Here is a 25,978-nt window from a genome sequence, read left to right on the forward strand (position 1 = left end):
ATGATAGCTTAGGTGTTATTTTGAATTTATTCTGAGTTTTGTTTTTCTGGCCTTAACATCGATAATGGCATCTTTTTCGCTCATTTCAGTTATAATTTTCTTGCGCCAATCATCATAATGAAATACTAAAAATTGGTATCTTTTTTCACGGCTCGGTTCTCCTTTTAACTGTTCTATTAGTTCTTTTAGCTTCTTTATGTACTCTTTATGCACATTTTGAGCCGGTAAAAGTCTTTTATTAAAAAGATGATTATGTGCAACCGCAAACTCAGTCGCCATCATCTTAGTATCTTTGGAGGTACTATTATTTTCTGGATTGCCTTCGAGATTAAATCCTGCAAAAAACAATGAACTATTGAAATAAGGGAGGGAAACGCTATCGATGAATGCTTGAAGAAGTTCCTCAGGTTTCAAATACAATATATCACAGGCAATTTCGAACTCGGAGTCGATGTATATATTAATGTTCATATTCTACAATTGTGTAATTTGGTTCATTTCCTTTTAAATCTTTTCTTATGGACAAACACTTATCTCTCCATTTACTAATTTCCTGTCTTAATAGTTGCTCGCATTCTGGCTGTTCTATTTCCATTTGAGCAATTAAGCATAGCCTTTCATGGAAATTTTCATCATTGATTGCGTCAATTAGATCTTGTGTTTCCTCTGTATCACAGGTTCCAGTATTTTTAAGAAAGAAACCTGTGCGCATTCCCTCGGGGTCCTCAGGATGTACACTCATTTGCCAGGGCAAGGAAATACCATTTAAATAATATTGTATAACTCCTGCTGGTTCGCAGCTCATCAGCATGCACATAAGTTGAAAATCTTTAGGAAGCCGAATTTTTATAGTTGTTTTCATTTTTCTCCCTTTGGATATATACTGGCATGCCAGTCTAAGATTATCTTTTTATAAGAGTTTGAATTTGCACCAATACCATTAGCGATTAATTTCACGACTTTCTTCACTGGCTCAACATGCAATTTAGCTTTATCAGCTACCCGCATACCGTCAGTATTTAAAATGGTATTATGGTATTTTTTAAAGATTTGGGTAGCCTGAGAGTTGGGAGACTCATTATGACTAGTAATAAAGTTATAGAGGGTGACATGCTTTATAAAAGCATCTATTGTATGCGCTAACTCAATGTTGAATAGTTCGCTGACCGTTCGAAAATCTTCCGGCAGATTGAGTTCTATGGTAGTTTTCATAGAGTAAAATTTTAGTTTTTTTGATAATGGTTAGTTACCACCAAAATTCAGTAGCTATTTGTGAATTATAAAATCTTTAGGTAACTAAAGAAATCCAAGAAAATATATGTCTATGATGTTGTAAATCACATATTCTACCATCATTCGGATGAAAAAATCAGATGATACATAAAACATTCTCTTTACATGCATTTTTTATACAGGAATATTCTGCCGATTTTGTATTTAAATTGAAGATTTAAACCCTAAATTTGTTTTATGCCCACGATAAAAAAGGAAATTAAAGTACATCATGGACGCAACATCAAGCGTTTCAGAGACATATTAGATATTAAGCAGGAAACAATTGCTCATGAGCTTGGTGACAACTGGAACCAGGGTATGGTGTCCAGATTGGAAAAAAAGGAGACAATTGATAGACCAACAATTGAAAGAATAGCAGCTATTATGAAAATAGAGCCTGATGCAATCGAACGATTCACTGAGGATAATGTCATTCACAACATCAATTCTTTTTATGACAACAGTACTTTTAATTTTCAATGCACCTTTAATCCGGTTGATAAGTTTTTAATTGCATTGGAAGATAATAAGTCACTTTATGAGCGACTTGTGTCAAGTGAACAGGAAAAAGTGAAGATTATGGAAAAATCAAACATTATGATTCAGGAGCTTATTAAAAACTTAAGTAAATAATCCCCCCCCAAAAAAAATAGGGAAATATAACCTTCAGTAAAATTTACCACGTATAAAATCGTGGTTTAGATATTATATCTCTATGTTTGTTAAGAGAGCGTTAATTTGACGGGGGATTGTATTTTTATATGACCTCCGTCTATTTCCATACTTTTATAGTTAGTAAATTTTTGCCAAACAAAAATATCACAGAGCACTTATTTGTGTTTGCTTTTTTTGGCTTGCTCAAACGCTTCATCGATCATCTGGGCAATAGAGGCTTTAATACGCTCCATACCTTCATTTGAATTAAGATCAATTTCGCAAAACTGTTCTTGTTTGCTTTTTCTATATAGCATAAGTAAGTATATTCCTGCTACAAGTAAAGCCGTTCTGGCACGAATGTCAATATCTGTGTTTTGAAAATCGCTGTCTGTTAATTTAAGAAAAATACTGCCGATCCTCTCTCTTTTTGCATTTATATCTGAGAGCAATGGATTATCCTCACTGAGATGCCACATTAAAATATTTTGCTGCTCTTTATTTATTGAAAAATTCTCTAATTGACCCAACAATAACGTTTTCATAAGTTCATTCGCATCACCGTTGGTATATTGTTTAACCAATTTTTCTGCTTGATCTTCATAAGCCAGGTAATAATCTTTTCCCTTAATGTAGGTTTCGATAAGTTTATCCACTGTTCCAAAACAATCGTATAGTGTCTTCCTATCGACATTGGCTTTTTCAACAATTTTAGCGATCCTAAGTCCTGTATAACCCTTTTCCTTAATAATTTCGCCTACAGCGGTTAATAATTTGAGTTTTGTACGTTCTTTGTCCCTAATTGGTCCTGCATATTTCCTACTTGGTTTGTCCATTTTTCGACTAATTCCCCTATTAAATTTGCGAATTTTACATGAAATATCCAATTGAATTAATGCAGTTTAAAAAAGAACAGGGAAGTTGATGCTGAACTACTTCTGTTTAAACACGTGAGTAGGTATTAAATTACTCAGTAAATGTGGTATAGCCCGTGTTTTGTATCTTTACTTGATATAAAGTATATTTGATTAATAAGTTGTTTCACTGGCAATTAATTAACGTTTTATTATTTATGAAGATATCTCAATCTATGGGTAGGTTAATTGACAGGTGGCCCAATAAAATCTCTGGTCTCACATTGCTATGTATGTTTTTCATTAGTAATGTACAAGCACAACTTCCAATAAAGATAGTTGATGGAAAGTTAATTAGGGATGATGGAACTTTTGGAAAATTCCAAACCCAAAAGTATACACCTTTGGTCGACAGTTTAAATAAAAGCTTAAAGTTAAATCCAAAAGACACTACAAGTCTTTTTATACGTTCAACCCTTTACTTGTTTTCCAATGATGTGCAGTCAAAACCGAATCAGCGTGAAAAAGGTACTTTGGAAAATCTTATTCTAGCAAAGGACATGGTTGAAAATGCCGTTTCCTATGGTATGCAGGATATTCGTTTAAAAATTTTGCGAGCTCAGATCTACAGAGAGCTGGTATATAGGTTTACTGGTGACGAATCCTGGATGTTTGACAGTAAACAAACCGCAGTTCGCAGAAAGCAATTTAATAGGTATAAGGAGTTAGTAAATAAATACTATCAAGAGCTGGCTCTTTCTGATTCTAGTCGCGCTTACGATTATAATAAGTTGAAAGTAACATACGTATATCCTTTGTAGATTAGGTTTTTTAAATAAGAAGCCCCAATCTATTTATAAATAAATTAGGGCTTTCAAAATTAAATTGATTTATAGGTATTTGTAAAACTGGGTATGAAAGGCAACAATTAAGCCTATAATAGCCAATATTTACGGCTATTTTTTTTCAATTCGATAAAGGAATAGCATCCAAACACCGAACGCAACCAAGAACGCTGGTAAGGGGTTTTCCATGGTTGTACCAGCCAAAAAAGCTCCGGTTCCAATTATGCAGGTCAGGAAGAACAAAATTAGGTTTTTCATGATGTTCAAATTTAAGATGTTAAATTAATTAAATGCCCGTGCATGGTTTATCAAAAAACCACACAGATGTTTTGTTATGCCGCTTCTTTTATTAATCTTTCTTTCTTCTTTTTCGCGGCTTTCTTCATATCCAACCGCCTTAATAAGGTTACTACCTTAATTTGTACATCGTCTACGATATTCCAATCTTTTTCGATATAGATATCGGTTGTACTATGCTCGCTGTCTACATGGTTTAATGCCTGAGCTACATCGTCTCTGCTCATCCTACAGGAATTACGGGCTATAGTAGCAAAACTATGTCTTGCCCAATAGAGCGTAAGTTTTTCTATTTCCGTTATCTTTCTTAGCTGTTTCATTCCCATTCCCAGTGCTTTATTGAGGCCATTAGAGTCCACATATCGGGTAGAAAGCTTTTCTATATATTTTTCCAACAATGGTCTGGCTTCATCAATAATTTTGATACTGATAAAGGCATCATCCTTTCTCTGATCCTCGGTTTTTGATCGGTTATAATCTATTCTTCCGTTTCTAATATTTCTTTTTGTTATATGATAAAAATCTACTGCATTCATCCCGCATAGATAAAACGAAAGCATGTAGAGTTCCTTTGCCATTTCTGCCCGGCTTCCTGGCTTTGTTTCACAATCACGGATAGTTCTTATTTGATCCAAAGTATTGTTTCTCTTTTTTGTTAGGGGAGTAGAACCAATTTTATACTTTTTAAAGGGATAATGCTTTATACGATAGATACCGAGGTCTTCATTATTGTACATATTACGAGCAGCATTAAAAAGTGTTCGCAAATCACGCATGTGGTTAAAGAGGCCACTATCTGACAAACCTTTACTTGTAGTTTCTTTGGTGATATTTTTCTGCCCACTTTGACGAATCATTGTTCGTTCACTTCTCAAATAACGCTCATAGGAAACAAGCATATTTGAATTGATTTCCGTTATTGAAACAGCTTCTCTTTTAAAATAGTCAATTAAGCTGTTACGTATTACGCGATGATTATGAGCAGTACCCTTTTTTCCATCTTTGTCGCTTTGGGCAATATGTTCCGAACAAAATTTGATAAAATCTACATCAGCATCTTTTTCTCGCAAATATTCGCTTAAGGATTCTACATTGAAGTAGTTTAGCTTTTCACCAAGTTCACTAATAATTCTTCGATAGCCTTTGAGTTGTTCATCGACTAGATCATTTACAAAACTGTCCTTGATTTTAAGTTTTGCAGTTAACTGTTTCTTGACTACATAGTGAACAGTATCGAAATACTTTCTTTGGCTTTTGTGATGGACGCAGATTTTCACATTGTAGGTTCCATCTGTTTTTTTGTGGTGTTCAAACACCTTGGCGCTAACGGTTGCCATAATTCTTTTAGGTTAGCACGTAAACCGTAACTATTTCGTAACGTTTTTACGTGGAGTTAAACAAAAAATTATGTAAAACCTGCTTTCAGGGGGATTCCTGAAGGCATAGTTGCTGGCAGTAACCAGCACTAGAAAAAATAAAAAAACCGTCCTCAAATTTCTTTGTAGAACGGTTTTATAGTGGGCCCAGCTGGGCTCGAACCAGCGACCAAGAGATTATGAGTCTCCTACTCTAACCAACTGAGCTATAGGCCCGTACGCATTTTTTAGCTACCTGCGTGAGGCAAATCTAAACAAAATTTTTAAGACCTTAACATCTTTTTTTCCCTCAGAAAATTTTCGAAAATTTTCTGAACTTTTTTCAAAACGTCATGCTTAAAAAGCTCATTTTCAATTCATTAGCCCGTAGATTATGAGTCTTCTACTCTAACCAGCTGAGCTAATGGCCCTGAAAAATCATATTGATTTTGCGAATGCAATGTTACATATTTGAATCGAATTTTGGAAACACTTTACATGAAAAAAATAAAAAATATCATCTTCGATTATGGCAACGTGATCTTTGAAATAGACTTTAAACGGGCTCAAGAAGCTCTTATCCAACTCGGTATCGAGAATATTGAAGACTTTTTTGCGCACAAGAGTCACCACAATATTTTTAATGATTTGGAGACCGCAGCAATTAGTCCAGCTGAATTTAGGGACGGAATTAGGGAAGCATCATCAATAAAAGACATCACAGATGAACAAATTGATGCTGCCTGGAACAGTTTATTGATTGGAGTTCCTGAAAATGTGCATGAAGTATTGTTAAAAGTGAAGGACAAATACCGCACATTTCTACTGAGCAACAACAATGAAATCCATTACAACTGGATCGTGGATTACCTGAAAAGAGAATTCGATATGCCAGACAACAGCGGACTATTTGAAAAAGCTTATTATTCTCAGCAAATGTTCTTAAGAAAGCCCCATGTAGAAATATTTGAAAAGGTTTTAAAAGAGAATAACCTAGACCCGGAAGAGACTTTGTTTATTGACGACAGCCCGCAGCACCTGGTAGGCGCAAAAGCCGCAGGTATGCAGACCTTATTGATGACAAAACACCCTAAATACCTCGAGGATGTATTAATAGAGCACCAGATCTTATAATGGCTCCCAAAAAAACTGTAAATTGCGGGTCTAAATAAAAATCATACACAATGACTGAGCAAAAATTTAAAACTCTGAAAGAATTCTATCCATACTATTTGACAGAGCATACAAATTTGACCAGTCGTGTATTACATTTTATAGGAACAGGCCTCGTTATCCTTTCTGTATTTACAGGAATCCTGTTTCATGAATGGCGTTTCATTTTAGCGACGCCATTCCTGGGATATGGTTTTGCCTGGATCGGTCATTTCTTTTTTGAGAAGAACAAACCCTCCACCTTCAAATATCCGATGTATAGTCTGGCCAGCGACTTCCTTTTGTTCTGGGATTTACTGACCGGGCATCAGGACTTCAAAGTAAAGTAGTTTCCAGATTATCAGCATAGAAAAACTCTATATCAGTATAGATATTTGCAGTTTGATGTCGAAAATTATTATCCATAGGTTTACAAAAAATCAATAAATCAATGTTTATGGAAAATAACAACACGAACAATCGTAAACTCACTACTGCATCTGGCAGACCTTATGCTGAACATGAGAATACACAATCTGTAGGAAGCCGTGGTCCATTACTTCTTCAAGACTTTATTCTCCATGAAAAGATGGCCCACTTTAATAGGGAAAGGATTCCTGAACGCGTAGTTCATGCAAAAGGTACCGGTGCTTACGGAACATTTAAAGTAACACACGACATCACCCAATATACAAAAGCCAAAATCTTCGGAGCTATTGGCAATGAATGCAAAGTATTTCTAAGATTCTCTACCGTTGGCGGAGAAAAAGGCAGTGCCGATTCTGAAAGAGATCCACGTGGCTTTGCCATTAAATTCTATACCGAAGACGGGAACTGGGATCTTGTTGGAAACAACACACCGGTATTCTTCGTCAAAGACCCTAAGAAATTCAGTGATTTCATTCATACCCAAAAGAGAGATCCAAGAACAAATTTGAAAAGCCCTACTATGATGTGGGATTTCTGGTCGCTAAATCCAGAAAGCTTACACCAGGTACTGATTTTAATGTCTGATCGCGGTACGCCCTATTCGCTCCGTAATATGGACGGATTTGGAAGTCACACTTACTCCTTCATCAATAAAGATAATGAGCGTGTATGGGTAAAATTCCATTTTAAAACACAACAGGGCATTAAAAATTTTACCGGCCCAGAAGCTGATGCAATGCGTACACAAGACATGGATCATTCTCAACGCGATTTAGTAGAGGCTATTGACCGCGGAGATTTTCCTAAATGGAGCTTAAAAATCCAGATCATGACCGAAGCGGAAGCAAAAACTTTTAGATGGAATCCATTTGACCTGACTAAAGTATGGCCACATGGCGAATTCCCACTGATAGATGTAGGTGTACTTGAATTGAATCAAATCCCTAGAAATTATTTCGCTCATGTAGAGCAAGCGGCTTTTGCACCTTCTAATACCATAGACGGCATTGGTTATTCGCCGGATAGAATGCTTCAGGGTCGTATATTGTCTTATGCTGATGCACATCGCTATCGCTTAGGCGTAAATTACGAGCAAATTCCTGTAAATGCTTGTCCGTTTATGGTGAACAATTACCATCGCGATGGACAAATGCGCATTGACGACAATGGAAATGACGATCCAAATTACTACCCGAATAGTTTTGGGGATGTCATTCCTGATCAAAGCTATAAAGAGCCGGCATGGGAATTAGATTCTAACGTGGCCGATTGGTACGATAGAAATGCTGGTCCTGGTGATAACGACCATTATACTCAGCCAGGTGACCTTTATCGCAAAGCAATGAGCCCGGAAGACCGTATAAATCTGGTGAACAACATTGTGGGTGCGATGAGTGGTATCACTGGTCCTAAAAAAGCCCAAATTATCAATTTACAATTGTGCCATTTCTTTAGAGCGGATATTCAATTGGGAATGGCAGTGGCCAAAGGATTAGGTGTAGATGTGGATCAGGCGATGGCAAGTAAACACTAATCGAAACTTATAAAGGCTATAAATGAAAAGTCCCCGCCTGAACATCAGACGGGGACTTTTCATTTCATCGAATTATAATCTTCTGCGTTGTTTCTCTTTCATGATCAAACCAAGTTCTCTACTCGTTTGTCCGGCAATGGAAGTATTTTCCTGTGCTCTTCTGAAAAGATACGGCATAACTGCTTTAATTGGCCCGTAAGGAACATATTTAGCGACATTATAACCAGCATCAGAAAGGTTAAAGCTTAAATTATCACTCATTCCTAATAACTGTGCGAAATACACATGAGGATGGTTATGGTCTATTTTATGTTTATCTAACAGCTCCGCAAGCACTCTACAGCTGTCTTCATTATGCGTACCACAAACAATAGCAATCTCCTCAATATGAGCCATGCAATAGTTTAATGATTCATCATAATCTCTATCTGAAGCTGCTTTGTTAGGTTGAATTGGAGATAAATAGCCCATTTCTTCCGCTCTTTTTCTTTCTTTCTCCATATAAGCACCTCTTACCATTTTCACACCCAGAATATAACCTGCTGCTTTAGCGATCAAATGATCTGCTTTCATATCAGCTAGTTTATCATGGCGGTACATTTGATAAGTATTGTAAACAATGATACGCTCTTTGTTGAATAAACGCATCATATCTATAGCTAGCTCATCAATCGTATCTTGAATCCAGGTTTCTTCTGCATCCACCATAATTGGTACGTTTTTATCATAAGCCACTCTGCAAATCTTCTCACATCTGGCTTTCACTTTAGCAAACTCTGCTTCTTCTGCTGCTGTTAATGGTTGTTTTGCATCTAGTTTTTCTAACAATCCAAAACGGCCAATCCCCGTCACTTTAAATACAGAAATCGGAAGACGTGGATCTCCTGCCGCTCTATTTATTGTTCTGATGATCTCTTCACAGGTAAAATCAAATACTGATTCTTCCTCTTCTCCCTCTACAGAATAATCCAGAATGGTACCTACATTTCCGGCAGCCAATTGCTCAATCGTGTGTTCACACTCCGCAATTGTTTCTCCACCACAAAAATGTTTAAAAATTGTAGCCTTGATGATTGATTTAATAGGCAAGCCTATGTTTAGGAAAAAATTAGTGATTGGAGGGCCAACTTTTGTTAAGAAATTACTGCTGATTACCTTGAAAAGCCAATATCCAGCGTTTAGTTCTGAATTAGATTGGTTACGAAAAGCAACCTCAGTGTTGTCAAAGTTTAGTGTTTTTTTGGGGAAAATTTCCATTTAATTCGTATGGTTAGTCATATTGCATGCAAAAGTATAAATTCCAAGGCTATCCATGGTACAACACTTTATAAATAATTGTAAATTTGCAGGTATAATGATAGAATTCAAATTAGAAGGTGAGTTTATTCCACTCATTCAGTTGCTAAAAGCAACTTCACTAGTACAAAGTGGTGGCGAAGCACAAACTGTTGTAGAAGACGGTTTGGTAAGATATAATGGCAAAGTAGACTTCCGTAAGAGGTTGAAAGTACGCGTAGGCGATGTAATTAGCTTTATGGGTCAACAAATAACAGTAATTTAATGAACGTTATAGAAAGCTCAGGCCATCACATCCACTTTGAATCGGAACTTGCGCCATTAGCACAAATCATAGAGGAAGGTAACTACAGTAAGGTTTTTATCTTCGTAGACAGGAATACATCAGAATTTTGTTTGCCATTGCTTCAGGGAATGCTAGACGATTATACAAATTTTGATCTGATTGAAACTGACCCTGGAGAAGAGAATAAAAACATCGATTTTTGTATAGGTATCTGGAAGACCTTATTAGATTTTGAAGCAGATCGCAAATGTTTGATGATTAACCTCGGTGGAGGTGTGATTACAGATATGGGTGGTTTCATTGCTTCAACTTATAAAAGAGGCATTGATTTCATCAACATCCCTACTACCTTATTGGCACAAGTAGACGCTTCTGTAGGTGGAAAAACTGGTATCGACATTGATAATGTAAAGAATATGGTAGGTACATTTGCCCTTCCACAAGCCGTATTTATCGAAACATCCTTCTTGAAAACCTTGCCGGAAAGAGAATTACTATCTGGATTTGCAGAAATGATCAAGCATGGTTTGATTGTAGATGCCGCTTATTACGAGCGCTTAAAGGTTGCCGACTATAAAAACATTGCTCCTATTGAAGTTCACCGTTCTGTAGAAATCAAGAATGAGGTGGTGACTGAGGATCCTCAGGAAAAAGGCCGCCGTAAAATCTTAAACTTTGGTCATACGATCGGTCATGCTGTAGAAAGTTATGCGCTGATCAACGATAAATCACCGCTTACCCATGGGGAAGCCATCGCCATAGGAATGGTTGCAGAAGCTTATTTATCCAGCACAAATAACACGCTGACTCCTGAAGAACTGGAAGACATTACCAAATATATTCTCAGCATTTATCCTGCATATCACATCAAAAAGGAAAGCTTTACTGACCTTTTAGGCTTTATGCAGAGCGACAAAAAGAACGAACACGGACAAATTATGTTTTCTTTACTCAGCAAAATTGGTACTTGCGACTACAATTGCATCGTTACAGAAAAGGATATTTTAGATGCCCTGGCTTACTATAACAATCAGGCTAAATAATGCTCTAAATAGATTTTTACAGCATTTTTTATAAAATAATTGCCGGCCTATTTTTCACAAAAACACCTAATGTTTTGTGATACAACGAATAACAACCGACACACCATAAATAATTTTTTTTAAGAAAGTATTGACAAATTAAATTTTGTTAGTACATTTGGAAAAACGAAAACGAAAAAACAATCGAGATGAAAAATGTTACTACATATTGGTTTGGTTACTTTTACTACTTTAGTAAGAGCCGGGACTGATATGCAACATAAATCATAAGATAAGAGTGTATATAAAAAGTCCCGGCCTAAAGCCGGGACTTTTTTTTTAAAGAAAAAATTTGGACCCCGCAGAAGAAGAACACCATCCTTCCGCAAGCCATAAGAACCACAGAAAATTCAATTAGGCAAAATGAAACAGAAAAAAACAAGAGTAGCAATTCAAGGTATTAAAGCGTCATTTCATGAAGAAGCCGCTTTCAAGTTCTTCGGAAAAGACATTGAAACCATAGAATGTAATTCTTTTAAGCAGACTTGCGAAAGCCTGGAAAACAAGCAGTCTGACTTTGTAATCATGGCTATTGAGAACTCTATTGCGGGGAGCCTTTTACCAAACTATACGCTGATCCGTGAGTACAATTTCGCCATCGTTGGTGAAGTTTACCTGCCGATTCAGTTGCACCTGATGGCTTTGCCAGGGGTTAAATTTGAAGACATTAAATTTGCGACCTCCCACCCTATTGCAATTCGTCAATGTGTAGATTTCTTCGACGACTTCCCACATATCCAGGTGATTGAAAGCAACGATACTGCAGCTTGTGCAAAACGCATTAAAGAAGAGCAATTAACTGATACCGTAGCTATCGCAAATACTTTAGCTGCAGAATTATACGGACTAAACATCATTGAAAGAAGAATTGAGTCCAACAAAAAGAATTACACCCGTTTCCTAGTGTTAAAAAAAGACAAAACAGACGATCTGCCGGAAATCAACAAAGCATCCATCTGCTTCCAGGTGGGCAACCATGTTGGAGCTTTATCTAAAGTGCTCAACATCTTTGCGGAGCAGGAAGTGAACTTGACAAAAATCCAAAGCATGCCGGTTCTCGGAAAAAGAAACGAATACTACTTCTACGTAGATATGGAATGGAACAGCAATGAACAATATGACAAAGCCATTCGCCAAACTTTAAAATACACGGTAAACTTCAACATCATGGGAGAATACCTAAGAAACGATAAAGTATAAAACAAGATAACCCAGATACAAATAGAAAACCCTTCATAAAACATACAATAAAAACCCCAAAAAAATGAAATTACAATTGAACATCCAGCCAATCAGTACTTGGTTGAACACCAACAACGAACCACTAATCATTTCAGGACCATGCAGTGCAGAAACTGAAGAACAATTGTTAACTACCGCACATTTACTAGCTGCAACAGGTAAAGTATCTGTACTTAGAGCTGGTATCTGGAAGCCTCGTACCCGTCCAGGAGAATTCGAAGGTATCGGAAGCATTGGATTAGAGTGGTTGAAAAGAGCAAAAGCAGAAACAGGCCTACCTACTGCTGTAGAAGTTGCCAACGCAAAACATGTGGAAGAAGCTTTAGCAGCTGGTGTAGACATCCTTTGGATTGGTGCACGTTCAACTGTAAATCCATTCTGTGTACAGGAAATTGCTGACGCTTTAAGAGGTGTTGACGTTCCAGTATTGGTTAAAAACCCAGTTAATCCTGATCTTCAATTGTGGATTGGTGCATTAGAGCGTATCAACGGTGCTGGTATCACAAAATTAGGTGCGATTCACCGTGGTTTCTCTTCATTCGAGAAAAGCTCATTCCGTAACGAGCCAATGTGGGAACTTGCGATTCAATTGAAAACTTTATGTCCTGATCTTCCGATCATCAACGACCCAAGTCATATCTGCGGTAACCGCGAATTAATTCCTTACATCTCACAAAAAGCACTTGATTTAGACATGCAAGGTTTGATGATTGAGTCACATGTTGACCCTTCAGTAGCTTGGACAGATGCTAAACAACAAGTAACTCCTGCAGCTTTAAGCGAGCTTGTAGAGCGTTTAACTGTTCGTGAACCAGAATCTCAAAACGAAGCATTTGTAGATCAATTGGCTGATTTACGTAAGCAAATCGATAAAATTGACGACCAATTGTTACAGAAACTAGGTGAGCGTATGGCCATCGTAGGTAAAATTGGTGAGTTCAAACGTGATAACCAGGTAACTATTTTACAAGTTAACCGTTGGGATGCGATCATGAACAAAGGTAAAGCATTTGCTAAAGCATTAAAATTAGACCTGAGCTTTACTGAGAAATTCTTAGAATTGGTTCACGGCGAGTCGATCCGTAAGCAAACAGAAATTATGAATGCTGGCAAAGCAGAAAAAGGTCTTGCAGCAGAAACACATACAGAAGTTAAATCTTAAGAATGAGTAAGCATGCACTTGTTTCTTTTACCGGAAACACAGAAATCCATACAGAGATCACCCTTACGGGTTCAAAAAGCGAGTGCAACAGGGCATTAATCATTAGTGCTTCAAGTAAAGGAGCGGTAAAAGTAGAAAATATGTCTATCGCTGCCGATTCCGTTACACTTGAACGCATCTTAAATCAGATTTCAACCGCATCTCCACATCAACAAACTGTTGATGTGGGACCAGCGGGTACTGCCATGCGCTTTTTAACGGCTTACCTCCCTACTCTTCCAGGTCAATTTTTACTGACTGGTACTGAAAGAATGAAACAACGTCCAATCGGTATTTTGGCAGAAGCATTAAAAGCAGTAGGCGCGGATATCAGCTATGCTGAACAAGAAGGCTTCCCACCATTGAACATCCAGGGTCCATTAAAACAAACTCAGGCAACTGTGAAAATTAAGGGGGACATCAGCAGTCAGTATATTTCTGCTTTGTTAATGATTGCCCCGACTTTGGAACAGGGGCTTACTTTACAGATTGAAGGCGAATTAACCTCCCTTCCTTATGTAAACATGACGCTGAATATGCTGGAAGAAGCTGGTATCAGTCATTCCTGGGATGGTCAAAACATCAGCATCAAACCACAACCTTTTAAAGCGGCAACGCTAGTAGTAGAACCAGATTGGAGTGCTGCTTCGTACTGGTACAGCATTGCTTGTCTGGCTGCTAAAGCAGAAATTACCCTACCTTATTTAAAGGAAAAAAGCTTGCAAGGCGATAGCCGAATCCGATCTATCATGACTGCCTTTGGTGTCAAAACAGCAACAACAGCTGAAGGAATCATACTGAGCTCTACTGAAAAAAACTTCGGTGAAGAAGTTTTAGACCTTAAAGATTGTCCGGATTTAGCACAAACCATTATCGTATGTGCGGCTGCTTTGAAGCAGAACCTTGCTTTCACCGGACTGGAGACCTTAAAAATTAAGGAAACCGACCGTGTTAAAGCGTTACAAAATGAACTTGCAAAAATTGGTGTAACTTTAAATGAAGACAACCTGGTGTATACTTTAAACTGCGAAAATCTTCATTTCCCTGAGCGTGTTACTTTCAGCACTTATGAAGATCACCGCATGGCGATGGCTTTTGCCCCGCTTAGTTTGCTGATCAAAGAAGTGGTATTAGAAGAAATGGATGTGGTAGAGAAATCATACCCAGACTTTTGGAAAGACCTGGAAAAAGCAGGTTTTACAGTTACAGTGATTTAAATTAACCTATAAACTAACGAAAAATGGCAGGTAATACATTCGGACAATTATTTCGCATCAGCACTTTTGGCGAATCACATGGTGCAGCTATTGGTGTTATTTTAGATGGCTGTCCGGCACAATTGCCCATAGATCTGGATTTTATTCAGTCGGAACTGGATAAACGCAGACCCGGACAATCGAAAATTACCACACAAAGGAAAGAAAGCGATACTGTTCAGATTCTTTCTGGCGTATTTGAAGGTAAGAGTACTGGTACTCCTATTGCGATGCTGATTCCGAATGAAGATCAGCGCAGTAAAGACTACAGTCACAATACCGACGTTTACCGACCTTCTCATGCGGATTACACTTATGATGCAAAATATGGTATCCGCGATCACCGTGGTGGTGGCCGTTCCTCTGCAAGAGAAACTGCTGCACGCGTTGCTGCTGGTGCGATTGCCAAGTTGCTATTAAAGCACTATGGCATTGAAATCTTTGCTCACGTTTCTGCAGTTGGCAAAATTAATGCTCCAAATCTGGAAGCTTCTTTAACTGTAGATCAGCTATTGGAGATCAGAGAAGAAAACATTGTCCGTTGTGCTGATCCAGCTACGGCAAAGGAAATGATCGAATGTATTGATGGCATTAGAAAAGATGGCGATACCATTGGTGGAAAAGTAAGCTGTATCATCAGAAACTGTCCGGTTGGCTTAGGCGAGCCTGTTTTTGATAAATTACATGCAGAGCTTGGAAAAGCAATGTTGAGCATCAATGCGGTACATGGCTTTGAATATGGTTCAGGATTCAGCGGAAGCGAAATGAGAGGATCAGAACACAATGATATCTTCCTTGTTGGAAAAGATCAGCCTAAAACACTAACCAACTTCTCTGGAGGAATTCAGGGCGGCATTGCTAACGGCATGGAAATCGACTTTACAGTTGCCTTTAAGCCTGTAGCAACAATTATGCACAACCAACAAACCATTAATGCAGCGGGTGAAGCCGCAGAAATTAAAGGAAAAGGTCGTCATGATCCATGTGTGGTACCTCGTGCGGTCGTGATTGTAGAAGCAATGGCAGCCTTGGTATTAGCAGATCAGTTACTTAGAAACAAGAGCAGCAAATTGGATTAATCCAATCGCAGCATAATGGTCAGAAATCTGGCTCATAAAAAAAGGTGTTCCTCATTGAGAAACACCTTTTTTTTATAAGTCAGAATTTATTAGAATATAGCGGGAAATTTAACCGCATTGTGTTCATGCATCATTTGATAAACAGTTTCTACGATATCATCTACAGATGGTTTAGTGAAATAATCACCATCAGAACCATAAGGAGGACGATGTGCTTTTGCACTGATCGTTTTTGGCTGTGCATCCAGGCTATAATAACCTTTTTGCTCCTCCAAAATCTGCTGTAAGATAAAAGCAGAGCCACCACCTGGCACATCTTCATCTACCACCAATAATTTATTGGTTTTCGTTAAAGACTGGGCGCAAAGTTTGTCTATATCAAAAGGAAGTAAAGTCTGAGGATCAATGATCTCGACAGAAATACCAAACTGAGCCAGTTCTTCTGCGGCTTCTTCTGCCACTCTAAGTGTTGATCCGTAAGAAACGAGCGTTAAATCTGTTCCTTCTTTTACCACTTCGGCTTTACCTAATGGAACGGTATACTCACCTACATTTTCAGGAAGCTTTTCTTTTAATCTATATCCGTTCAGACATTCAATGACTAAAGCAGGTTCGTCAGATCTGAACAAAGTATTGTACATACCGGCAGCTTGAGTCATATTACGAGGTACACAGATGTGTAATCCGCGCAATGAACCAAGGATCATTCCCATAGGAGATCCGGAATGCCAAACACCTTCTAATCTGTGTCCGCGGGTTCTGATGATAACTGGTGCTTTTTGTCCGGCTTTAGTACGGTAAGATAAACTGGCCAAATCATCACTCAATACATTCAGTGCGAACAACAGGTAATCCAGGTATTGAATTTCAGCGATTGGCTTTAAACCCCTCAATGCCAATCCTATTCCCTGACCAACGATTGTCATTTCTCTGATTCCTGTATCGGTAATTCTAAGGTCTCCATATTTAGCTTGTAACCCGGCAAACCCCTGGTTTACATCACCAATTGCACCTAAATCTTCTCCAAAAGCAACTAATCTTGGGTCACGCCCAAAGTTTGCATCGAAACAAGCATTTAGCAATTCGCGTCCATCCACCATTTTGCTGGAATCATTGTATGCCGCAGGAAGTTCTTCTACTAAGAATGGGCTTTCCTTTCCATCGGTAAATAGTTTCGAATTGTATCTTTCGGTGTTCAGTTGAATTTGCTCATTATACCATTGCAGCAGTGCTGTTCTCTCGCTAGAAAGATGCTGAACTGTTAAGCGCAGGGCTTTTCTGGCAGAAGAAATAACTTCTTTACGCATGGCATCAGGTGTGCTGGCCAATTGAGCAGTAATTCTTGTAATTGCAGGATTCCCATTTGCTACGTTATTGATCAGCTCAATCACCTGATCTTTTTCAGATTTAATAGAGGCAAGGAATTCGTTCCAGGCTTCTTTTTGGGTATCACGAACCATTTTCTTGGCCGTATTTTCCAGTTCCACCAATTCCTCGTCAGAGATAATAGCTGATTCAATCATCCATTTACGCATCTGAACGATACAATCATGTTCTTTTTCCCAATCTAGACGCGCTGTATCTTTATAGCGTTCATGAGAACCAGAAGTAGAATGTCCTTGTGGCTGTGTCACCTCAGTTACATGGATCATTACCGGAACATGTTCTGTACGGCATACATCGATTGCTTTCTGATAGGTTTCACATAAAGCCGGGTAATCCCAACCTCTTACCTTAAAGATCTCATATCCATCGGCATTTTCATCTCTTTGAAAACCTTTGAGAATCTCAGAAATATCTTCTTTAGTCGTTTGATACTTTGCAGGAACAGAGATCCCATATCCATCATCCCAAATAGAGATGGCCATAGGAATCTGTAATACTCCGGCTGCGTTAACAGCTTCGAAAAAGATACCTTCAGAAGTTGAGGCATTGCCAATCGTCCCGAAAGCCACCTCATTACCTTGCACAGAAAAGTTTTTCAGGTATTCCAATTCTGGATTCTGTCTGAACAACTTTGACGCATAAGCCAGTCCTACTAATCTCGCCATTTGTGCACCTGTAGGGGCGATGTCAGAAGAAGAGTTTTTCATGGCTGTCTGGTCTTTCCAGTTACCGTCTTCATCGATAGAGCGGCTTGCAAAGTGACAGTTCATTTGTCTGCCTGCGGATGCAGGTTCAGCATCAACACTAGGGTTGGCATATAATTGGGCAAAAAATTCTTTGATGGTGCAGATGCCTGTTGCAAATGCAAAAGTCTGATCTCTGTAATATCCAGAGCGCCAATCTCCATTCTTAAAGGCCTTGGCCATGGCAATCTGAGGAATTTCCTTTCCATCACCAAAAATACCAAACTTAGCCTTGCCCGTTAATACCTCCTTACGACCTAATAAACTGGCTTGTCTACTTTCGAAAGCTATTTTATAATCGTTTACCACAATAGTCTTAAAGTCCTCAAAACTTAACTCTGAAGCATCAATAGGATTGGTAGTAGGTGTAATATCCGGCATCATAAGCAATATTAGTTAGGGCACAAAGATACATAAAATCTAAAGTATGACTTATGGCTGTTCTGTAATTTATATATTGGAATACTTTTTGTTTTATGAATCAAAAGTTTAAATTTGCTTTAAATCACCATAATCATGAAAAAGTTATTACTATTATTTACATTAATTTTAGGAGTAAGTATTGCTACTAATGCTCAAACTAAACCGGCTGAGTTCAAATTTGATAAGGAGCTGAACGATTTTGGTAAAATCCCTGTAAACAAAGCTGCAACTGTTGAATTTAAGTTTGTAAACGTTGGCGATCAACCATTGATCATTTCAAAAGTTGAAACGACTTGTGGTTGTACTGTTCCTGAATACACTCAAGTTCCTGTGAAAAAAGGAGAAGCTGGTATTATCAAAGTTACTTATAACCCAACCGGTGCTGCAATGCCATTTAGCAAAGCGATTACAATCACTTCAAATGCTAAAACCACTACCAAAGTTTTATACATTAAAGGTGAAACTGTAGCGGCTCCTACTAAGTAAATTTATAAACGATATTTTATTAAGACCTCGTTATACAACGAGGTCTTTTATTTTTGCGATATGCCTAACATTTCAGAAAAAGGGTTCCAAATGCCCGCATCACCAATCAGAAAGCTAACTCCATTTGCTGATCAAGCAAAAAAAGATGGCAAGAAAGTATTTCATTTGAACATTGGCCAGCCAGATATAGCTACACCAGAAGGCATGTTAAATGCCATCAAAAATATAGATTTTGATGTATGGGCTTATACCCCATCAGAAGGCACGCTATCTTACAGGACCAAATTAGCGGAATACTATAATAAATTAGGTTATAACATTACTCCAGCAGATATTTTAGTGACTGTAGGTGGATCTGAAGCCATCACTATTGCTATGCAAACCTGCGTAAATGAGGGTGATGAAATCATTATTCCTGAGCCTTTCTACGCGAATTATAATGGATTTGCCTGTATGAGCAATGTAGTGGTAAAACCGATCTTATCTCATATTGAGAATGGCTTCGCCCTTCCTCCTATCGCTGAGTTTGAGAAATTAATCACGCCACGCACCAAAGCGATCATCATCTGTAACCCGAATAATCCTACTGGTTATTTATATTCTAGAGAAGAATTAGAAGCGCTAAAAGAGCTTTGCTTGAAATATGACTTATTCTTGTTCTCTGATGAGGCTTACCGCGAATTCTGCTATGATGGAAAAGAGTTTATTTCTCCAATGCATTTAGATGGATTAGAGGAGAATGTGGTGATCATGGATACCGTATCTAAAAGATACAGTGCTTGTGGCGCAAGGTTAGGCTGTTTGATTACTAAAAACAAGGCAGTGATCCAATCTGGGTTAAAATTTGCTCAGGCAAGATTAAGTCCGGGGATGGTAGAACAGATTGCCGGCACCGCCGCAGTAGACACTCCAGATAGTTATTTTGAAGCTGTCAACAAAGAATATACACTTCGCCGAGATACAATTGTAAAAAGATTGAACGCAATTGAAGGTGTTTTTTGTCCGAATCCAGGTGGTGCATTTTACGTGGTAGCTAAGTTTCCAATTGATGATGCTGATGCATTTTGTCAGTGGATGTTAGAAAGCTTTGAACATAACAATCAAACAGTTATGATGGCTCCTGCTACTGGTTTCTACTCTACTCCTGGTTCTGGAAAAAACGAAGTAAGAATGGCTTATGTCTTAAATACTGATGATATTAACCAAGCTATGGATTGTCTGGAAATTGCATTAAAACAATATCCTGGTAGAACTATGGCATAAATTTCGTAGATTTGTGTTTCTAACACATGGGGCCGTTTTGGATTTGACAGGGTGGCGCTACGTATGTTAGCATGCAGTGCGTTGTACGGCGAGCACTTAAAAGAGAACGTTCACACTATAATTGGCGAAAATAACTACGCCTTAGCTGCCTAATTTAGAATTACGCTAGCTTTTGTCCCTCTGACTGCTGCATTGTTAGGTTAGAATATGGGGCATCGAAATAACAATGCTGGCTGCTAATAGGTACGGATTAGCGGCGAGATAAAGTACCTAAGGAAAAAGACAAGGTAGGTTTCCGGCCCGTCTGCTCCCGACAATAAATTGGAAAACAAGCATGTAGAAGGCATAACTTATCACACAACTGGACAAGGGTTCGAACCCCTTCGGCTCCACAAAGGCCTCTGAGATCTTTCAGAGGCCTTTTTTATTGCTTTACTTTCTTCTTCATCAAACAAGCGTTTTTCTCAAGGGGCTGCAAATGATTAAACTTTTCTTTTGTATTAAATATATTTTAATACCTTTGTTTCAATTCCTGATTTGTACCATTTTAAATCTCTAGGAATCATGACAGAATACACCTACATATCGCCCCTTTCGCTCATTGCCTAATTAGGCAGGCAAACCCTCTGTTTCATTCCTAATTAAACGGTTGTTTTTGGCAGCCTGGGTATTATTTTGCCTGTCCCAAATTTCATTGGATTTTTCTGAGCATTCTAAAAAAGGGTATATCCTTACTAAGGAAGAATTGAGATCAAAAATCAAGTTCAAAAAAAACTAAATGATTGTGATGAATTCACATGAATGGTTGTGCCATATTAAATCGGCACGACGAAAAAGGCGTCTTCTAAAAACTGATCGTGATAAACAACTGATACAACTTGACAAACGGCATTCAAAGCTTTTGGAACAAAAAAAGCTTTTACCGTTAGTGCTGCTGGAACATCCTTATCAACGTGGCTGGAAAAGGTTTTTTGTTCTTCGAGATGATTTAAAACATGGACCAAAAGCTGCGTTCCATGAAGCATTGTTGAAGAAGATAAATACAATTGAATACCATCAAGATGAATCTTTCAAACGGAAAAAACGACGTAAAGAACGATATAAGTATCAACTGAATCAGCAATTGCTGCGTGAGTTTTCCACTTATAGCTGGTACGCCAACAAAGTAGATTTAACCGACGAAGAAAAGGCTTGTTTCTCCTGTGTTGAGACTATTGATATTAGAAGCAGGCAAGTAAATGTAAAATATGTATTTATTGAGTCCTGGCGATATGTATTAAAAGTTACTCCCCACATAATTACACACACCAGATTGATGGATGCGGATATTGAAAGGGAGCTATCATATATAGAAGATCATATAAATAATCACTACCTCTGGCCACGTATCAACTTGCTCACCAGAGGCAAAAGTTACGGTTGGACTGACTTGTTTAATGAGCGCCCCAAATACATTAACAAAATTAAAAATATCCCCAGGTATAGCCCAATAGAGGCTTACCTGGAATTAGAAATATAACCCACATGGGCAATTTAAGAACAAAAGATTTAAGTAAAATAGGTTATCATAATGATCAGCTGCGAAGCCTGGTCATTACTATAGCCTCCAAAAATTTCAAACACCACAGCAAACAACAATTACTTGATTTGCTGGTAAATATTAAGAATGATCCAGAAGCATTTTTGGATAATGAACTGACAAGGAAAATAGCCGAGAAGGTCATCGGTAAAGTAGAAGGACAAACGTTTAAAGCATTTGAATTACAGTCCGAGCCTGTGTATTGCAAAACTTATGGCGGCAAGGGTATTGAGTCATCAGCAAAAAAACAAATGGAGCTGGCTAGCCTGTTGCCTATAAGTGTGCAAGCTGCACTAATGCCAGATGCGCATATGGGCTTTGGCTTGCCTATTGGTGGCGTGTTGGCTACAGATAATGCAATAATTCCTTATGCGGTAGGCATGGATATCGGCTGCCGGATGGCAATATCAATTATTGATGAGAGCGAAACTTTCCTGAAACGGTTTGAATATCAGATCAAGCAAGCCTTAAAAAACCATACGCATTTTGGCATGGAAGGTGGTTTAGATATCAGGCAGGAACATGAGGTATTAAATAGCCACTTGTTTAATGAGATTTCATTTTTGAAACCCCTGCGCAGTAAAGCAGTAAAGCAATTAGGCACCTCAGGAAGTGGCAATCACTTTGTGGAATTTGGTGAGATAGCGCTTTCCGAAAATAACACCTTAGGATTACCAGCTAAGAAATATACCGCATTATTAACCCACTCCGGCAGCCGCGGGCTAGGTTCGGCCATAGCAAGGCACTATACGCAGATCGCGATGAATACTTGCAAGCTGCCAAGGCAGGCTCAACAACTGGCTTGGTTAGATATGAACAGTGAAACCGGTCAGGAATACTGGCTAACCATGAATTTAGCAGGCGACTATGCCCAGGCTTGTCATGAACGTATTCACGCCAACCTGTTAAATGCACTGGGATTAAAGGCTTTACTTGTAGTAGAAAACCATCACAACTTTGCATGGGAAGAGCAGCTGGCTGACGGTAAAAAAGTAATCATCCATCGTAAAGGTGCAACACCAGCGCATGAAGGCGAGTTGGGTATCATTCCGGGCAGTATGACCACTCCAGCTTATCTTGTATCAGGCAAAGGTGTAAGTAATGCTTTATACTCCGCATCGCACGGTGCCGGTCGCGCAATGAGCAGACAAAAGGCTAAGGATAATATGACTGTTTCATCGATGAAGAAAATGCTGACTAATGCAGGTGTTACTTTAATTGGTGGAACAGTTGAAGAAAACCCTTTAGCTTATAAAGATATCGAAAGCGTAATTGCTGCTCAAAAGGAGTTAGTTGATATCCAAGGCAAGTTTTTTCCGCGTATTGTTAGAATGAATAAGGAGTAGCGATGAAAAAGATGATGATACAAATCTCCTCAGGCAAAGGCCCGGCAGAATGCTGCCGGGTTGTTGCTTGTGTACAGAGCCTGATGATGAAACATTAAATGGAACATTGTTATCTGCTATGATGGGCTACAGGTTATGATGTGGAATCGTTTGTAAAGGATTGGAATGGGTGTAGTTGCCTTTGATGTAAAAGAACCCGTTCAATGGACCCCAAAAGGTTTTACACTGGGAAAGGAAATAGAAAACATACCCCAGAGAAAGCCAGTCTGATCAAAGACATCAAAACACTGGAAACCAATCAACAAATACTCAGCCAGCAAGTAGAGGCGCTAAAAGCAGAGTTATTAAAGCTTCACCGTGATTTTCATGCTTTTAAAGCGAACATGAAATAGTAATTAGACTGTGACTATGAAACAAAAAAAACAGAAAAAACCATTAAACAATCACCTCATCAGAGTCCACATCTATCTCTACCAGTTTCATTTTACATTTCGGACAGGAACCTGGTAGATCACTCTGGATTTCCGGGTGCATTGGACAGGTATAAATTGGTTCTTTTGACATGATATTTATATTTAAGAATTCATAATTATTTAATTGCTTCACCGTAATATCTCCTGAAATTTCATCCAGTCTTTTCCATTTTCCAACTCAAAATGCTGATGCATATACGCTGCATAATAGAATAACCACCTGAGTTAGCAATTAGTTTTTTTTAAAAAATATGAAGTGATATAAATTGTCCACCTGCTCTGGTTTTAAAGTAAATTAGCGGAATTTCAATAATTACAAATAGATATGAATGTAAACGAACTAAGAATTGGTAATTATGTATTCCCAAATGATGAAATCCTAAATGGGCTTGCTAATCCTTGCGAAGTACTTGGCATCCTGCCTCATCAAAAGATAGCTTACCAGGGAAACAGCAAAGATCCAGTCCAATTGATGGAATGCAGCCATGATCAAGTAAATCCTATTCTTATCAATGCGGATTGGCTAGTAAACCGGTTAGGATTTAAAGATAATGGTGGCGGATATTATCAGCATGAAGATTTCAACTTCTTCCTATTTCATGTAGAAGAAGATGAATATTATGATTGCTATAAGCAGGTTCCGGCAAATGACGATACCGGGGATTTTAAAACACTGCAGCATGTCCATAAATTACAGAATCTATTTTTTGAATTATTCGATGAGGAATTAATCAATAATAATTAGTCAGCAAATGTTCTTTTCCAGCATTCCAATAGTTTAATCTGTTGACAGTAGATAATCCCCACTAAAAATAAGGGATTATCTATCATAGCTATTTTAGAAATTCTATCATCAGACTGGCCGTTCCTTAGGTTTCTCCTCCAGCATAAAATGTTCGATTTCTTCCATTTTAACCCCGTTCAAATCGCTAATATGAGCATCATTTTATCAAATGCCCAACAGGTCTACGGCAAGCATGGGATTAAGATTAAGGGTTCTCCCTATCCACCTTCAACTCAATATCATTGTCCTTTAATGCCTGATTATATCCTATAGAAAACTTAATATGTCCCCAGGCAGTCAGCATTAAGATCAAATCTTCTTCTTTTAATGCTCCAGTTACTTGAGCGCTGCAATAATCTAAGTATTCTTTTTCCGTCATCTGATGTTGCTTTTTAACAGTAGTTTCTTCGTAATAAATCAATTAAACAGCAGCAAAACGTAGTTTATGAGCCATTGATTTTCCAAAGATCGGAATATATATCAGGATAAGTAAAACCCAGGATCACATTCTGAACAGAAAAAGCTATATTAATATTAATTTCAGTATTCAGTACCATTTACAGATGATAAAATTACACGCCATACTCCTGCTTCTTTTTTGCAGCCTTTTTTCACAGGCTCAAAAAAAAGTACAGCAGTACAAAGCTTATTTTGCAACTGGCAGTTACCAAGGAAAAAACATATTGGTTTTACGGCAATTTAAACAAGCCGAACAGCAGTCGTATCTGATCCTAAACCCACAGACACTGGAAACACAGATCATCAACAGCAAGCAAGTTTCAGTCAAACCGATTACCTTTCAGAAATTTGGAACATCCCTAAAAAATACCCCTTATTACAAAGCATTGCAAACTGCGCAGCAGCAATCACTGAATCTTCAGGATGCAGGAATCACCCATGGCTTTCCCAGAGAAAAAGGGATTACACTAACCATAGACCTATGTCCTTCTCATAAACCATTAGACAAAAACATATTTACCGCATTGATTGCGGCCTTTCAAAAAGAAGAGCGGCCAGTTCCTGTAGCTTTATCAATTACGGGAAAATTTATGCTCAGCCATGCCGATGATATCCGCTGGTTACAGGAACTGCAAAAATCCGGAGACCTGGACATTACCTGGACCAATCATACCTACAACCATCATTACAATCCTAAAGCCCCTTTAAATATCAACTTCCTGATGGAACCAGGAACAGACCTTAATTTTGAAATATTAGGTTTGGAACAAGCCATGATTGAACGGGGATTACTACCTTCGGTTTTTTTCAGATTTCCAGGATTGGTATCTGATCAAAAGTTAGTGGATCAGGTGACAAGTTATGGCCTTATCCCCATTGGAAGTGATGCCTGGCTGGCAAAGGGACAACCGAGTCATGCCGGAAGCCTCGTGCTGATTCATGGAAACGGTAATGAGCCTATTGGAGTTAAAGATTTCATTAAGTTATTGGCTACCGAGAAATCAACCATCAATCAGCAGCAATGGTTGCTTTACGACTTGAGATCTAGCGTTGAAAATGAGTTCAACTGAGAAAATCCAAGTTTAAATTAAAAACAAATAATTGCTTAAGGCTATTCTCCTAATATAAATCACAAAGGAGTAGGCCTTAATCATACCACAACAGAAAGTATAAAAATCATAAAAGCAAAGCATATAAAA

At 38.2% G+C, this 25,978-nt stretch carries 27 protein-coding genes, 1 tRNA gene and 1 other RNA gene; 19 read left to right on the plus strand and 10 right to left on the minus strand.

Going from position 1 to position 25,978, the window contains the following annotated elements; all coding sequences use genetic code 11:
* Window positions 1-15: 15 nt before the first annotated feature.
* Genes K7X70_RS20415 through K7X70_RS20425 form a run of 3 tightly spaced genes read right to left on the minus strand, consistent with a single transcriptional unit; the run spans window position 16 to window position 1,212 of the window.
* Window positions 16-471, minus strand: coding sequence for a hypothetical protein (locus K7X70_RS20415; protein ID WP_222538792.1), 456 nt, complete (start codon window positions 469-471; stop codon window positions 16-18).
* Window positions 461-862 (minus strand): hypothetical protein, encoded by a 402-nt coding sequence (locus tag K7X70_RS20420; RefSeq protein ID WP_068402339.1) that lies wholly within the window; start codon window positions 860-862, stop codon window positions 461-463. Before K7X70_RS20420 ends, K7X70_RS20415 begins: the two co-directional genes overlap by 11 nt.
* A complete protein-coding gene (locus K7X70_RS20425) occupies window positions 859-1,212 on the minus strand; it encodes a hypothetical protein (protein ID WP_068402341.1) in 354 nt (117 codons plus the stop codon). The genes K7X70_RS20420 and K7X70_RS20425 overlap by 4 nt, the downstream gene beginning before the upstream one ends.
* Window positions 1,213-1,470: 258 nt before the next feature.
* Between K7X70_RS20425 and K7X70_RS20430 the strand changes: the two genes are divergently transcribed.
* Window positions 1,471-1,908 (plus strand): helix-turn-helix domain-containing protein, encoded by a 438-nt coding sequence (locus K7X70_RS20430; protein ID WP_222538793.1) that lies wholly within the window; start codon window positions 1,471-1,473, stop codon window positions 1,906-1,908.
* A 197-nt stretch (window positions 1,909-2,105) separates the two neighbouring features.
* Here the strand turns inward: K7X70_RS20430 and K7X70_RS20435 are convergent, their stop codons facing one another.
* The gene (locus K7X70_RS20435; protein ID WP_068402346.1) at window positions 2,106-2,765 is read right to left on the minus strand and encodes a TetR/AcrR family transcriptional regulator; all 660 of its coding nucleotides are present in this window, start codon (window positions 2,763-2,765) and stop codon (window positions 2,106-2,108) included.
* 236 nt (window positions 2,766-3,001) lie between these two features.
* Between K7X70_RS20435 and K7X70_RS20440 the strand changes: the two genes are divergently transcribed.
* The gene (locus K7X70_RS20440) at window positions 3,002-3,604 is read left to right on the plus strand and encodes a hypothetical protein (RefSeq protein ID WP_222538794.1); all 603 of its coding nucleotides are present in this window, start codon (window positions 3,002-3,004) and stop codon (window positions 3,602-3,604) included.
* 356 nt (window positions 3,605-3,960) lie between these two features.
* On the opposite strand, the gene K7X70_RS20445 is transcribed toward K7X70_RS20440, so the two are convergent.
* Entirely contained in the window at window positions 3,961-5,262 is a 1,302-nt protein-coding gene (locus K7X70_RS20445; RefSeq protein WP_222538795.1) for a site-specific integrase, read from the minus strand.
* A gap of 181 nt (window positions 5,263-5,443) precedes the next feature.
* Window positions 5,444-5,517 (minus strand) — tRNA-Ile (locus tag K7X70_RS20450).
* A 261-nt stretch (window positions 5,518-5,778) separates the two neighbouring features.
* Between K7X70_RS20450 and K7X70_RS20455 the strand changes: the two genes are divergently transcribed.
* The 3 genes from K7X70_RS20455 to K7X70_RS20465 all read left to right on the plus strand — a co-directional run bounded on the left by K7X70_RS20455 (window position 5,779) and on the right by K7X70_RS20465 (window position 8,395).
* Entirely contained in the window at window positions 5,779-6,414 is a 636-nt protein-coding gene (locus K7X70_RS20455; RefSeq protein WP_222538796.1) for an HAD family hydrolase, read from the plus strand.
* A gap of 50 nt (window positions 6,415-6,464) precedes the next feature.
* Window positions 6,465-6,782 (plus strand): Mpo1-like protein, encoded by a 318-nt coding sequence (locus K7X70_RS20460; RefSeq protein ID WP_062549866.1) that lies wholly within the window; start codon window positions 6,465-6,467, stop codon window positions 6,780-6,782.
* 107 nt (window positions 6,783-6,889) lie between these two features.
* Window positions 6,890-8,395 (plus strand): catalase, encoded by a 1,506-nt coding sequence (locus K7X70_RS20465; RefSeq protein WP_222538797.1) that lies wholly within the window; start codon window positions 6,890-6,892, stop codon window positions 8,393-8,395.
* A 72-nt stretch (window positions 8,396-8,467) separates the two neighbouring features.
* On the opposite strand, the gene K7X70_RS20470 is transcribed toward K7X70_RS20465, so the two are convergent.
* Complete coding sequence (locus tag K7X70_RS20470; RefSeq protein WP_222538798.1) at window positions 8,468-9,652, minus strand: proline dehydrogenase family protein; 1,185 nt, start codon at window positions 9,650-9,652, stop codon at window positions 8,468-8,470.
* 97 nt (window positions 9,653-9,749) lie between these two features.
* On the opposite strand from K7X70_RS20470, the gene K7X70_RS20475 reads away from it, so the two are divergent.
* From K7X70_RS20475 to aroC, 6 genes are all read left to right on the plus strand, one after another.
* Window positions 9,750-9,956 carry an RNA-binding S4 domain-containing protein gene (locus K7X70_RS20475; RefSeq protein WP_062551138.1) on the plus strand — a complete coding sequence of 69 codons (207 nt, stop codon included), beginning with the start codon at window positions 9,750-9,752 and terminating at the stop codon, window positions 9,954-9,956.
* Complete coding sequence (aroB, locus tag K7X70_RS20480) at window positions 9,956-11,020, plus strand: 3-dehydroquinate synthase (protein WP_222538799.1); 1,065 nt, start codon at window positions 9,956-9,958, stop codon at window positions 11,018-11,020. The genes K7X70_RS20475 and aroB overlap by 1 nt, the downstream gene beginning before the upstream one ends.
* Window positions 11,021-11,422: 402 nt before the next feature.
* Complete coding sequence (locus tag K7X70_RS20485; RefSeq protein ID WP_062549869.1) at window positions 11,423-12,259, plus strand: prephenate dehydratase; 837 nt, start codon at window positions 11,423-11,425, stop codon at window positions 12,257-12,259.
* Between the two features lie 64 nt (window positions 12,260-12,323).
* Window positions 12,324-13,463, plus strand: coding sequence for a chorismate mutase (locus K7X70_RS20490; protein WP_222538800.1), 1,140 nt, complete (start codon window positions 12,324-12,326; stop codon window positions 13,461-13,463).
* Between the two features lie 2 nt (window positions 13,464-13,465).
* Window positions 13,466-14,719, plus strand: a complete 1,254-nt coding sequence (gene aroA, locus K7X70_RS20495) for a 3-phosphoshikimate 1-carboxyvinyltransferase (RefSeq protein WP_222538801.1) — start codon at window positions 13,466-13,468, stop codon at window positions 14,717-14,719.
* Between the two features lie 23 nt (window positions 14,720-14,742).
* A complete protein-coding gene (aroC, locus tag K7X70_RS20500; protein ID WP_222538802.1) occupies window positions 14,743-15,837 on the plus strand; it encodes a chorismate synthase in 1,095 nt (364 codons plus the stop codon).
* Between the two features lie 89 nt (window positions 15,838-15,926).
* Here the strand turns inward: aroC and K7X70_RS20505 are convergent, their stop codons facing one another.
* Window positions 15,927-18,350, minus strand: coding sequence for an alpha-ketoacid dehydrogenase subunit alpha/beta (locus K7X70_RS20505; protein ID WP_222538803.1), 2,424 nt, complete (start codon window positions 18,348-18,350; stop codon window positions 15,927-15,929).
* A 132-nt stretch (window positions 18,351-18,482) separates the two neighbouring features.
* On the opposite strand from K7X70_RS20505, the gene K7X70_RS20510 reads away from it, so the two are divergent.
* The 6 genes from K7X70_RS20510 to K7X70_RS20535 all read left to right on the plus strand — a co-directional run bounded on the left by K7X70_RS20510 (window position 18,483) and on the right by K7X70_RS20535 (window position 23,455).
* Complete coding sequence (locus tag K7X70_RS20510) at window positions 18,483-18,875, plus strand: DUF1573 domain-containing protein (protein ID WP_222538804.1); 393 nt, start codon at window positions 18,483-18,485, stop codon at window positions 18,873-18,875.
* A 60-nt stretch (window positions 18,876-18,935) separates the two neighbouring features.
* Complete coding sequence (locus K7X70_RS20515; RefSeq protein ID WP_222538805.1) at window positions 18,936-20,138, plus strand: pyridoxal phosphate-dependent aminotransferase; 1,203 nt, start codon at window positions 18,936-18,938, stop codon at window positions 20,136-20,138.
* Window positions 20,139-20,166: 28 nt separating this feature from the next.
* Window positions 20,167-20,533: a transfer-messenger RNA gene (gene ssrA, locus K7X70_RS20520) on the plus strand.
* Window positions 20,534-20,925: 392 nt separating this feature from the next.
* Window positions 20,926-21,657, plus strand: a complete 732-nt coding sequence (locus K7X70_RS20525) for a hypothetical protein (protein ID WP_222538806.1) — start codon at window positions 20,926-20,928, stop codon at window positions 21,655-21,657.
* Window positions 21,658-21,662: 5 nt separating this feature from the next.
* Window positions 21,663-23,063 carry an RtcB family protein gene (locus tag K7X70_RS20530; RefSeq protein WP_222538807.1) on the plus strand — a complete coding sequence of 467 codons (1,401 nt, stop codon included), beginning with the start codon at window positions 21,663-21,665 and terminating at the stop codon, window positions 23,061-23,063.
* A gap of 203 nt (window positions 23,064-23,266) precedes the next feature.
* A complete protein-coding gene (locus tag K7X70_RS20535) occupies window positions 23,267-23,455 on the plus strand; it encodes a hypothetical protein (protein WP_222538808.1) in 189 nt (62 codons plus the stop codon).
* A gap of 43 nt (window positions 23,456-23,498) precedes the next feature.
* On the opposite strand, the gene K7X70_RS20540 is transcribed toward K7X70_RS20535, so the two are convergent.
* Window positions 23,499-23,627 (minus strand): heavy metal-binding domain-containing protein, encoded by a 129-nt coding sequence (locus tag K7X70_RS20540; RefSeq protein WP_222538809.1) that lies wholly within the window; start codon window positions 23,625-23,627, stop codon window positions 23,499-23,501.
* Window positions 23,628-23,861: 234 nt separating this feature from the next.
* Here K7X70_RS20540 and K7X70_RS20545 point away from each other — a divergent pair, with 234 nt between their 5' ends.
* Window positions 23,862-24,281 (plus strand): hypothetical protein, encoded by a 420-nt coding sequence (locus K7X70_RS20545; RefSeq protein ID WP_222538810.1) that lies wholly within the window; start codon window positions 23,862-23,864, stop codon window positions 24,279-24,281.
* Window positions 24,282-24,525: 244 nt separating this feature from the next.
* Here the strand turns inward: K7X70_RS20545 and K7X70_RS20550 are convergent, their stop codons facing one another.
* Window positions 24,526-24,699, minus strand: a complete 174-nt coding sequence (locus K7X70_RS20550) for a hypothetical protein (protein WP_222538811.1) — start codon at window positions 24,697-24,699, stop codon at window positions 24,526-24,528.
* Between the two features lie 184 nt (window positions 24,700-24,883).
* Here K7X70_RS20550 and K7X70_RS20555 point away from each other — a divergent pair, with 184 nt between their 5' ends.
* On the plus strand, window positions 24,884-25,849 hold the full coding sequence (locus K7X70_RS20555; protein ID WP_222538812.1) for a polysaccharide deacetylase family protein: 966 nt from the start codon (window positions 24,884-24,886) through the stop codon (window positions 25,847-25,849).
* Window positions 25,850-25,978 lie beyond the last annotated feature (129 nt).

The organism is Pedobacter polysacchareus, from assembly GCF_019802255.1.
Taxonomy (GTDB): Bacteria; Bacteroidota; Bacteroidia; order Sphingobacteriales; family Sphingobacteriaceae; genus Pedobacter; species Pedobacter polysacchareus.

Coding starts and splice junctions, on each gene's coding strand:
- K7X70_RS20415 (WP_222538792.1), bottom strand. CDS start 471: ATGAACATTAATATATACATCGACTCCGAGTTCGAAATTGCCTGTGAT.
- K7X70_RS20420 (WP_068402339.1), bottom strand. CDS start 862: ATGAAAACAACTATAAAAATTCGGCTTCCTAAAGATTTTCAACTTATG.
- K7X70_RS20425 (WP_068402341.1), bottom strand. CDS start 1,212: ATGAAAACTACCATAGAACTCAATCTGCCGGAAGATTTTCGAACGGTC.
- K7X70_RS20430 (WP_222538793.1), top strand. CDS start 1,471: ATGCCCACGATAAAAAAGGAAATTAAAGTACATCATGGACGCAACATC.
- K7X70_RS20435 (WP_068402346.1), bottom strand. CDS start 2,765: ATGGACAAACCAAGTAGGAAATATGCAGGACCAATTAGGGACAAAGAA.
- K7X70_RS20440 (WP_222538794.1), top strand. CDS start 3,002: ATGAAGATATCTCAATCTATGGGTAGGTTAATTGACAGGTGGCCCAAT.
- K7X70_RS20445 (WP_222538795.1), bottom strand. CDS start 5,262: ATGGCAACCGTTAGCGCCAAGGTGTTTGAACACCACAAAAAAACAGAT.
- K7X70_RS20455 (WP_222538796.1), top strand. CDS start 5,779: ATGAAAAAAATAAAAAATATCATCTTCGATTATGGCAACGTGATCTTT.
- K7X70_RS20460 (WP_062549866.1), top strand. CDS start 6,465: ATGACTGAGCAAAAATTTAAAACTCTGAAAGAATTCTATCCATACTAT.
- K7X70_RS20465 (WP_222538797.1), top strand. CDS start 6,890: ATGGAAAATAACAACACGAACAATCGTAAACTCACTACTGCATCTGGC.
- K7X70_RS20470 (WP_222538798.1), bottom strand. CDS start 9,652: ATGGAAATTTTCCCCAAAAAAACACTAAACTTTGACAACACTGAGGTT.
- K7X70_RS20475 (WP_062551138.1), top strand. CDS start 9,750: ATGATAGAATTCAAATTAGAAGGTGAGTTTATTCCACTCATTCAGTTG.
- aroB (WP_222538799.1), top strand. CDS start 9,956: ATGAACGTTATAGAAAGCTCAGGCCATCACATCCACTTTGAATCGGAA.
- K7X70_RS20485 (WP_062549869.1), top strand. CDS start 11,423: ATGAAACAGAAAAAAACAAGAGTAGCAATTCAAGGTATTAAAGCGTCA.
- K7X70_RS20490 (WP_222538800.1), top strand. CDS start 12,324: ATGAAATTACAATTGAACATCCAGCCAATCAGTACTTGGTTGAACACC.
- aroA (WP_222538801.1), top strand. CDS start 13,466: ATGAGTAAGCATGCACTTGTTTCTTTTACCGGAAACACAGAAATCCAT.
- aroC (WP_222538802.1), top strand. CDS start 14,743: ATGGCAGGTAATACATTCGGACAATTATTTCGCATCAGCACTTTTGGC.
- K7X70_RS20505 (WP_222538803.1), bottom strand. CDS start 18,350: ATGATGCCGGATATTACACCTACTACCAATCCTATTGATGCTTCAGAG.
- K7X70_RS20510 (WP_222538804.1), top strand. CDS start 18,483: ATGAAAAAGTTATTACTATTATTTACATTAATTTTAGGAGTAAGTATT.
- K7X70_RS20515 (WP_222538805.1), top strand. CDS start 18,936: ATGCCTAACATTTCAGAAAAAGGGTTCCAAATGCCCGCATCACCAATC.
- K7X70_RS20525 (WP_222538806.1), top strand. CDS start 20,926: ATGAATTCACATGAATGGTTGTGCCATATTAAATCGGCACGACGAAAA.
- K7X70_RS20530 (WP_222538807.1), top strand. CDS start 21,663: ATGGGCAATTTAAGAACAAAAGATTTAAGTAAAATAGGTTATCATAAT.
- K7X70_RS20535 (WP_222538808.1), top strand. CDS start 23,267: ATGGACCCCAAAAGGTTTTACACTGGGAAAGGAAATAGAAAACATACC.
- K7X70_RS20540 (WP_222538809.1), bottom strand. CDS start 23,627: ATGTCAAAAGAACCAATTTATACCTGTCCAATGCACCCGGAAATCCAG.
- K7X70_RS20545 (WP_222538810.1), top strand. CDS start 23,862: ATGAATGTAAACGAACTAAGAATTGGTAATTATGTATTCCCAAATGAT.
- K7X70_RS20550 (WP_222538811.1), bottom strand. CDS start 24,699: ATGACGGAAAAAGAATACTTAGATTATTGCAGCGCTCAAGTAACTGGA.
- K7X70_RS20555 (WP_222538812.1), top strand. CDS start 24,884: ATGATAAAATTACACGCCATACTCCTGCTTCTTTTTTGCAGCCTTTTT.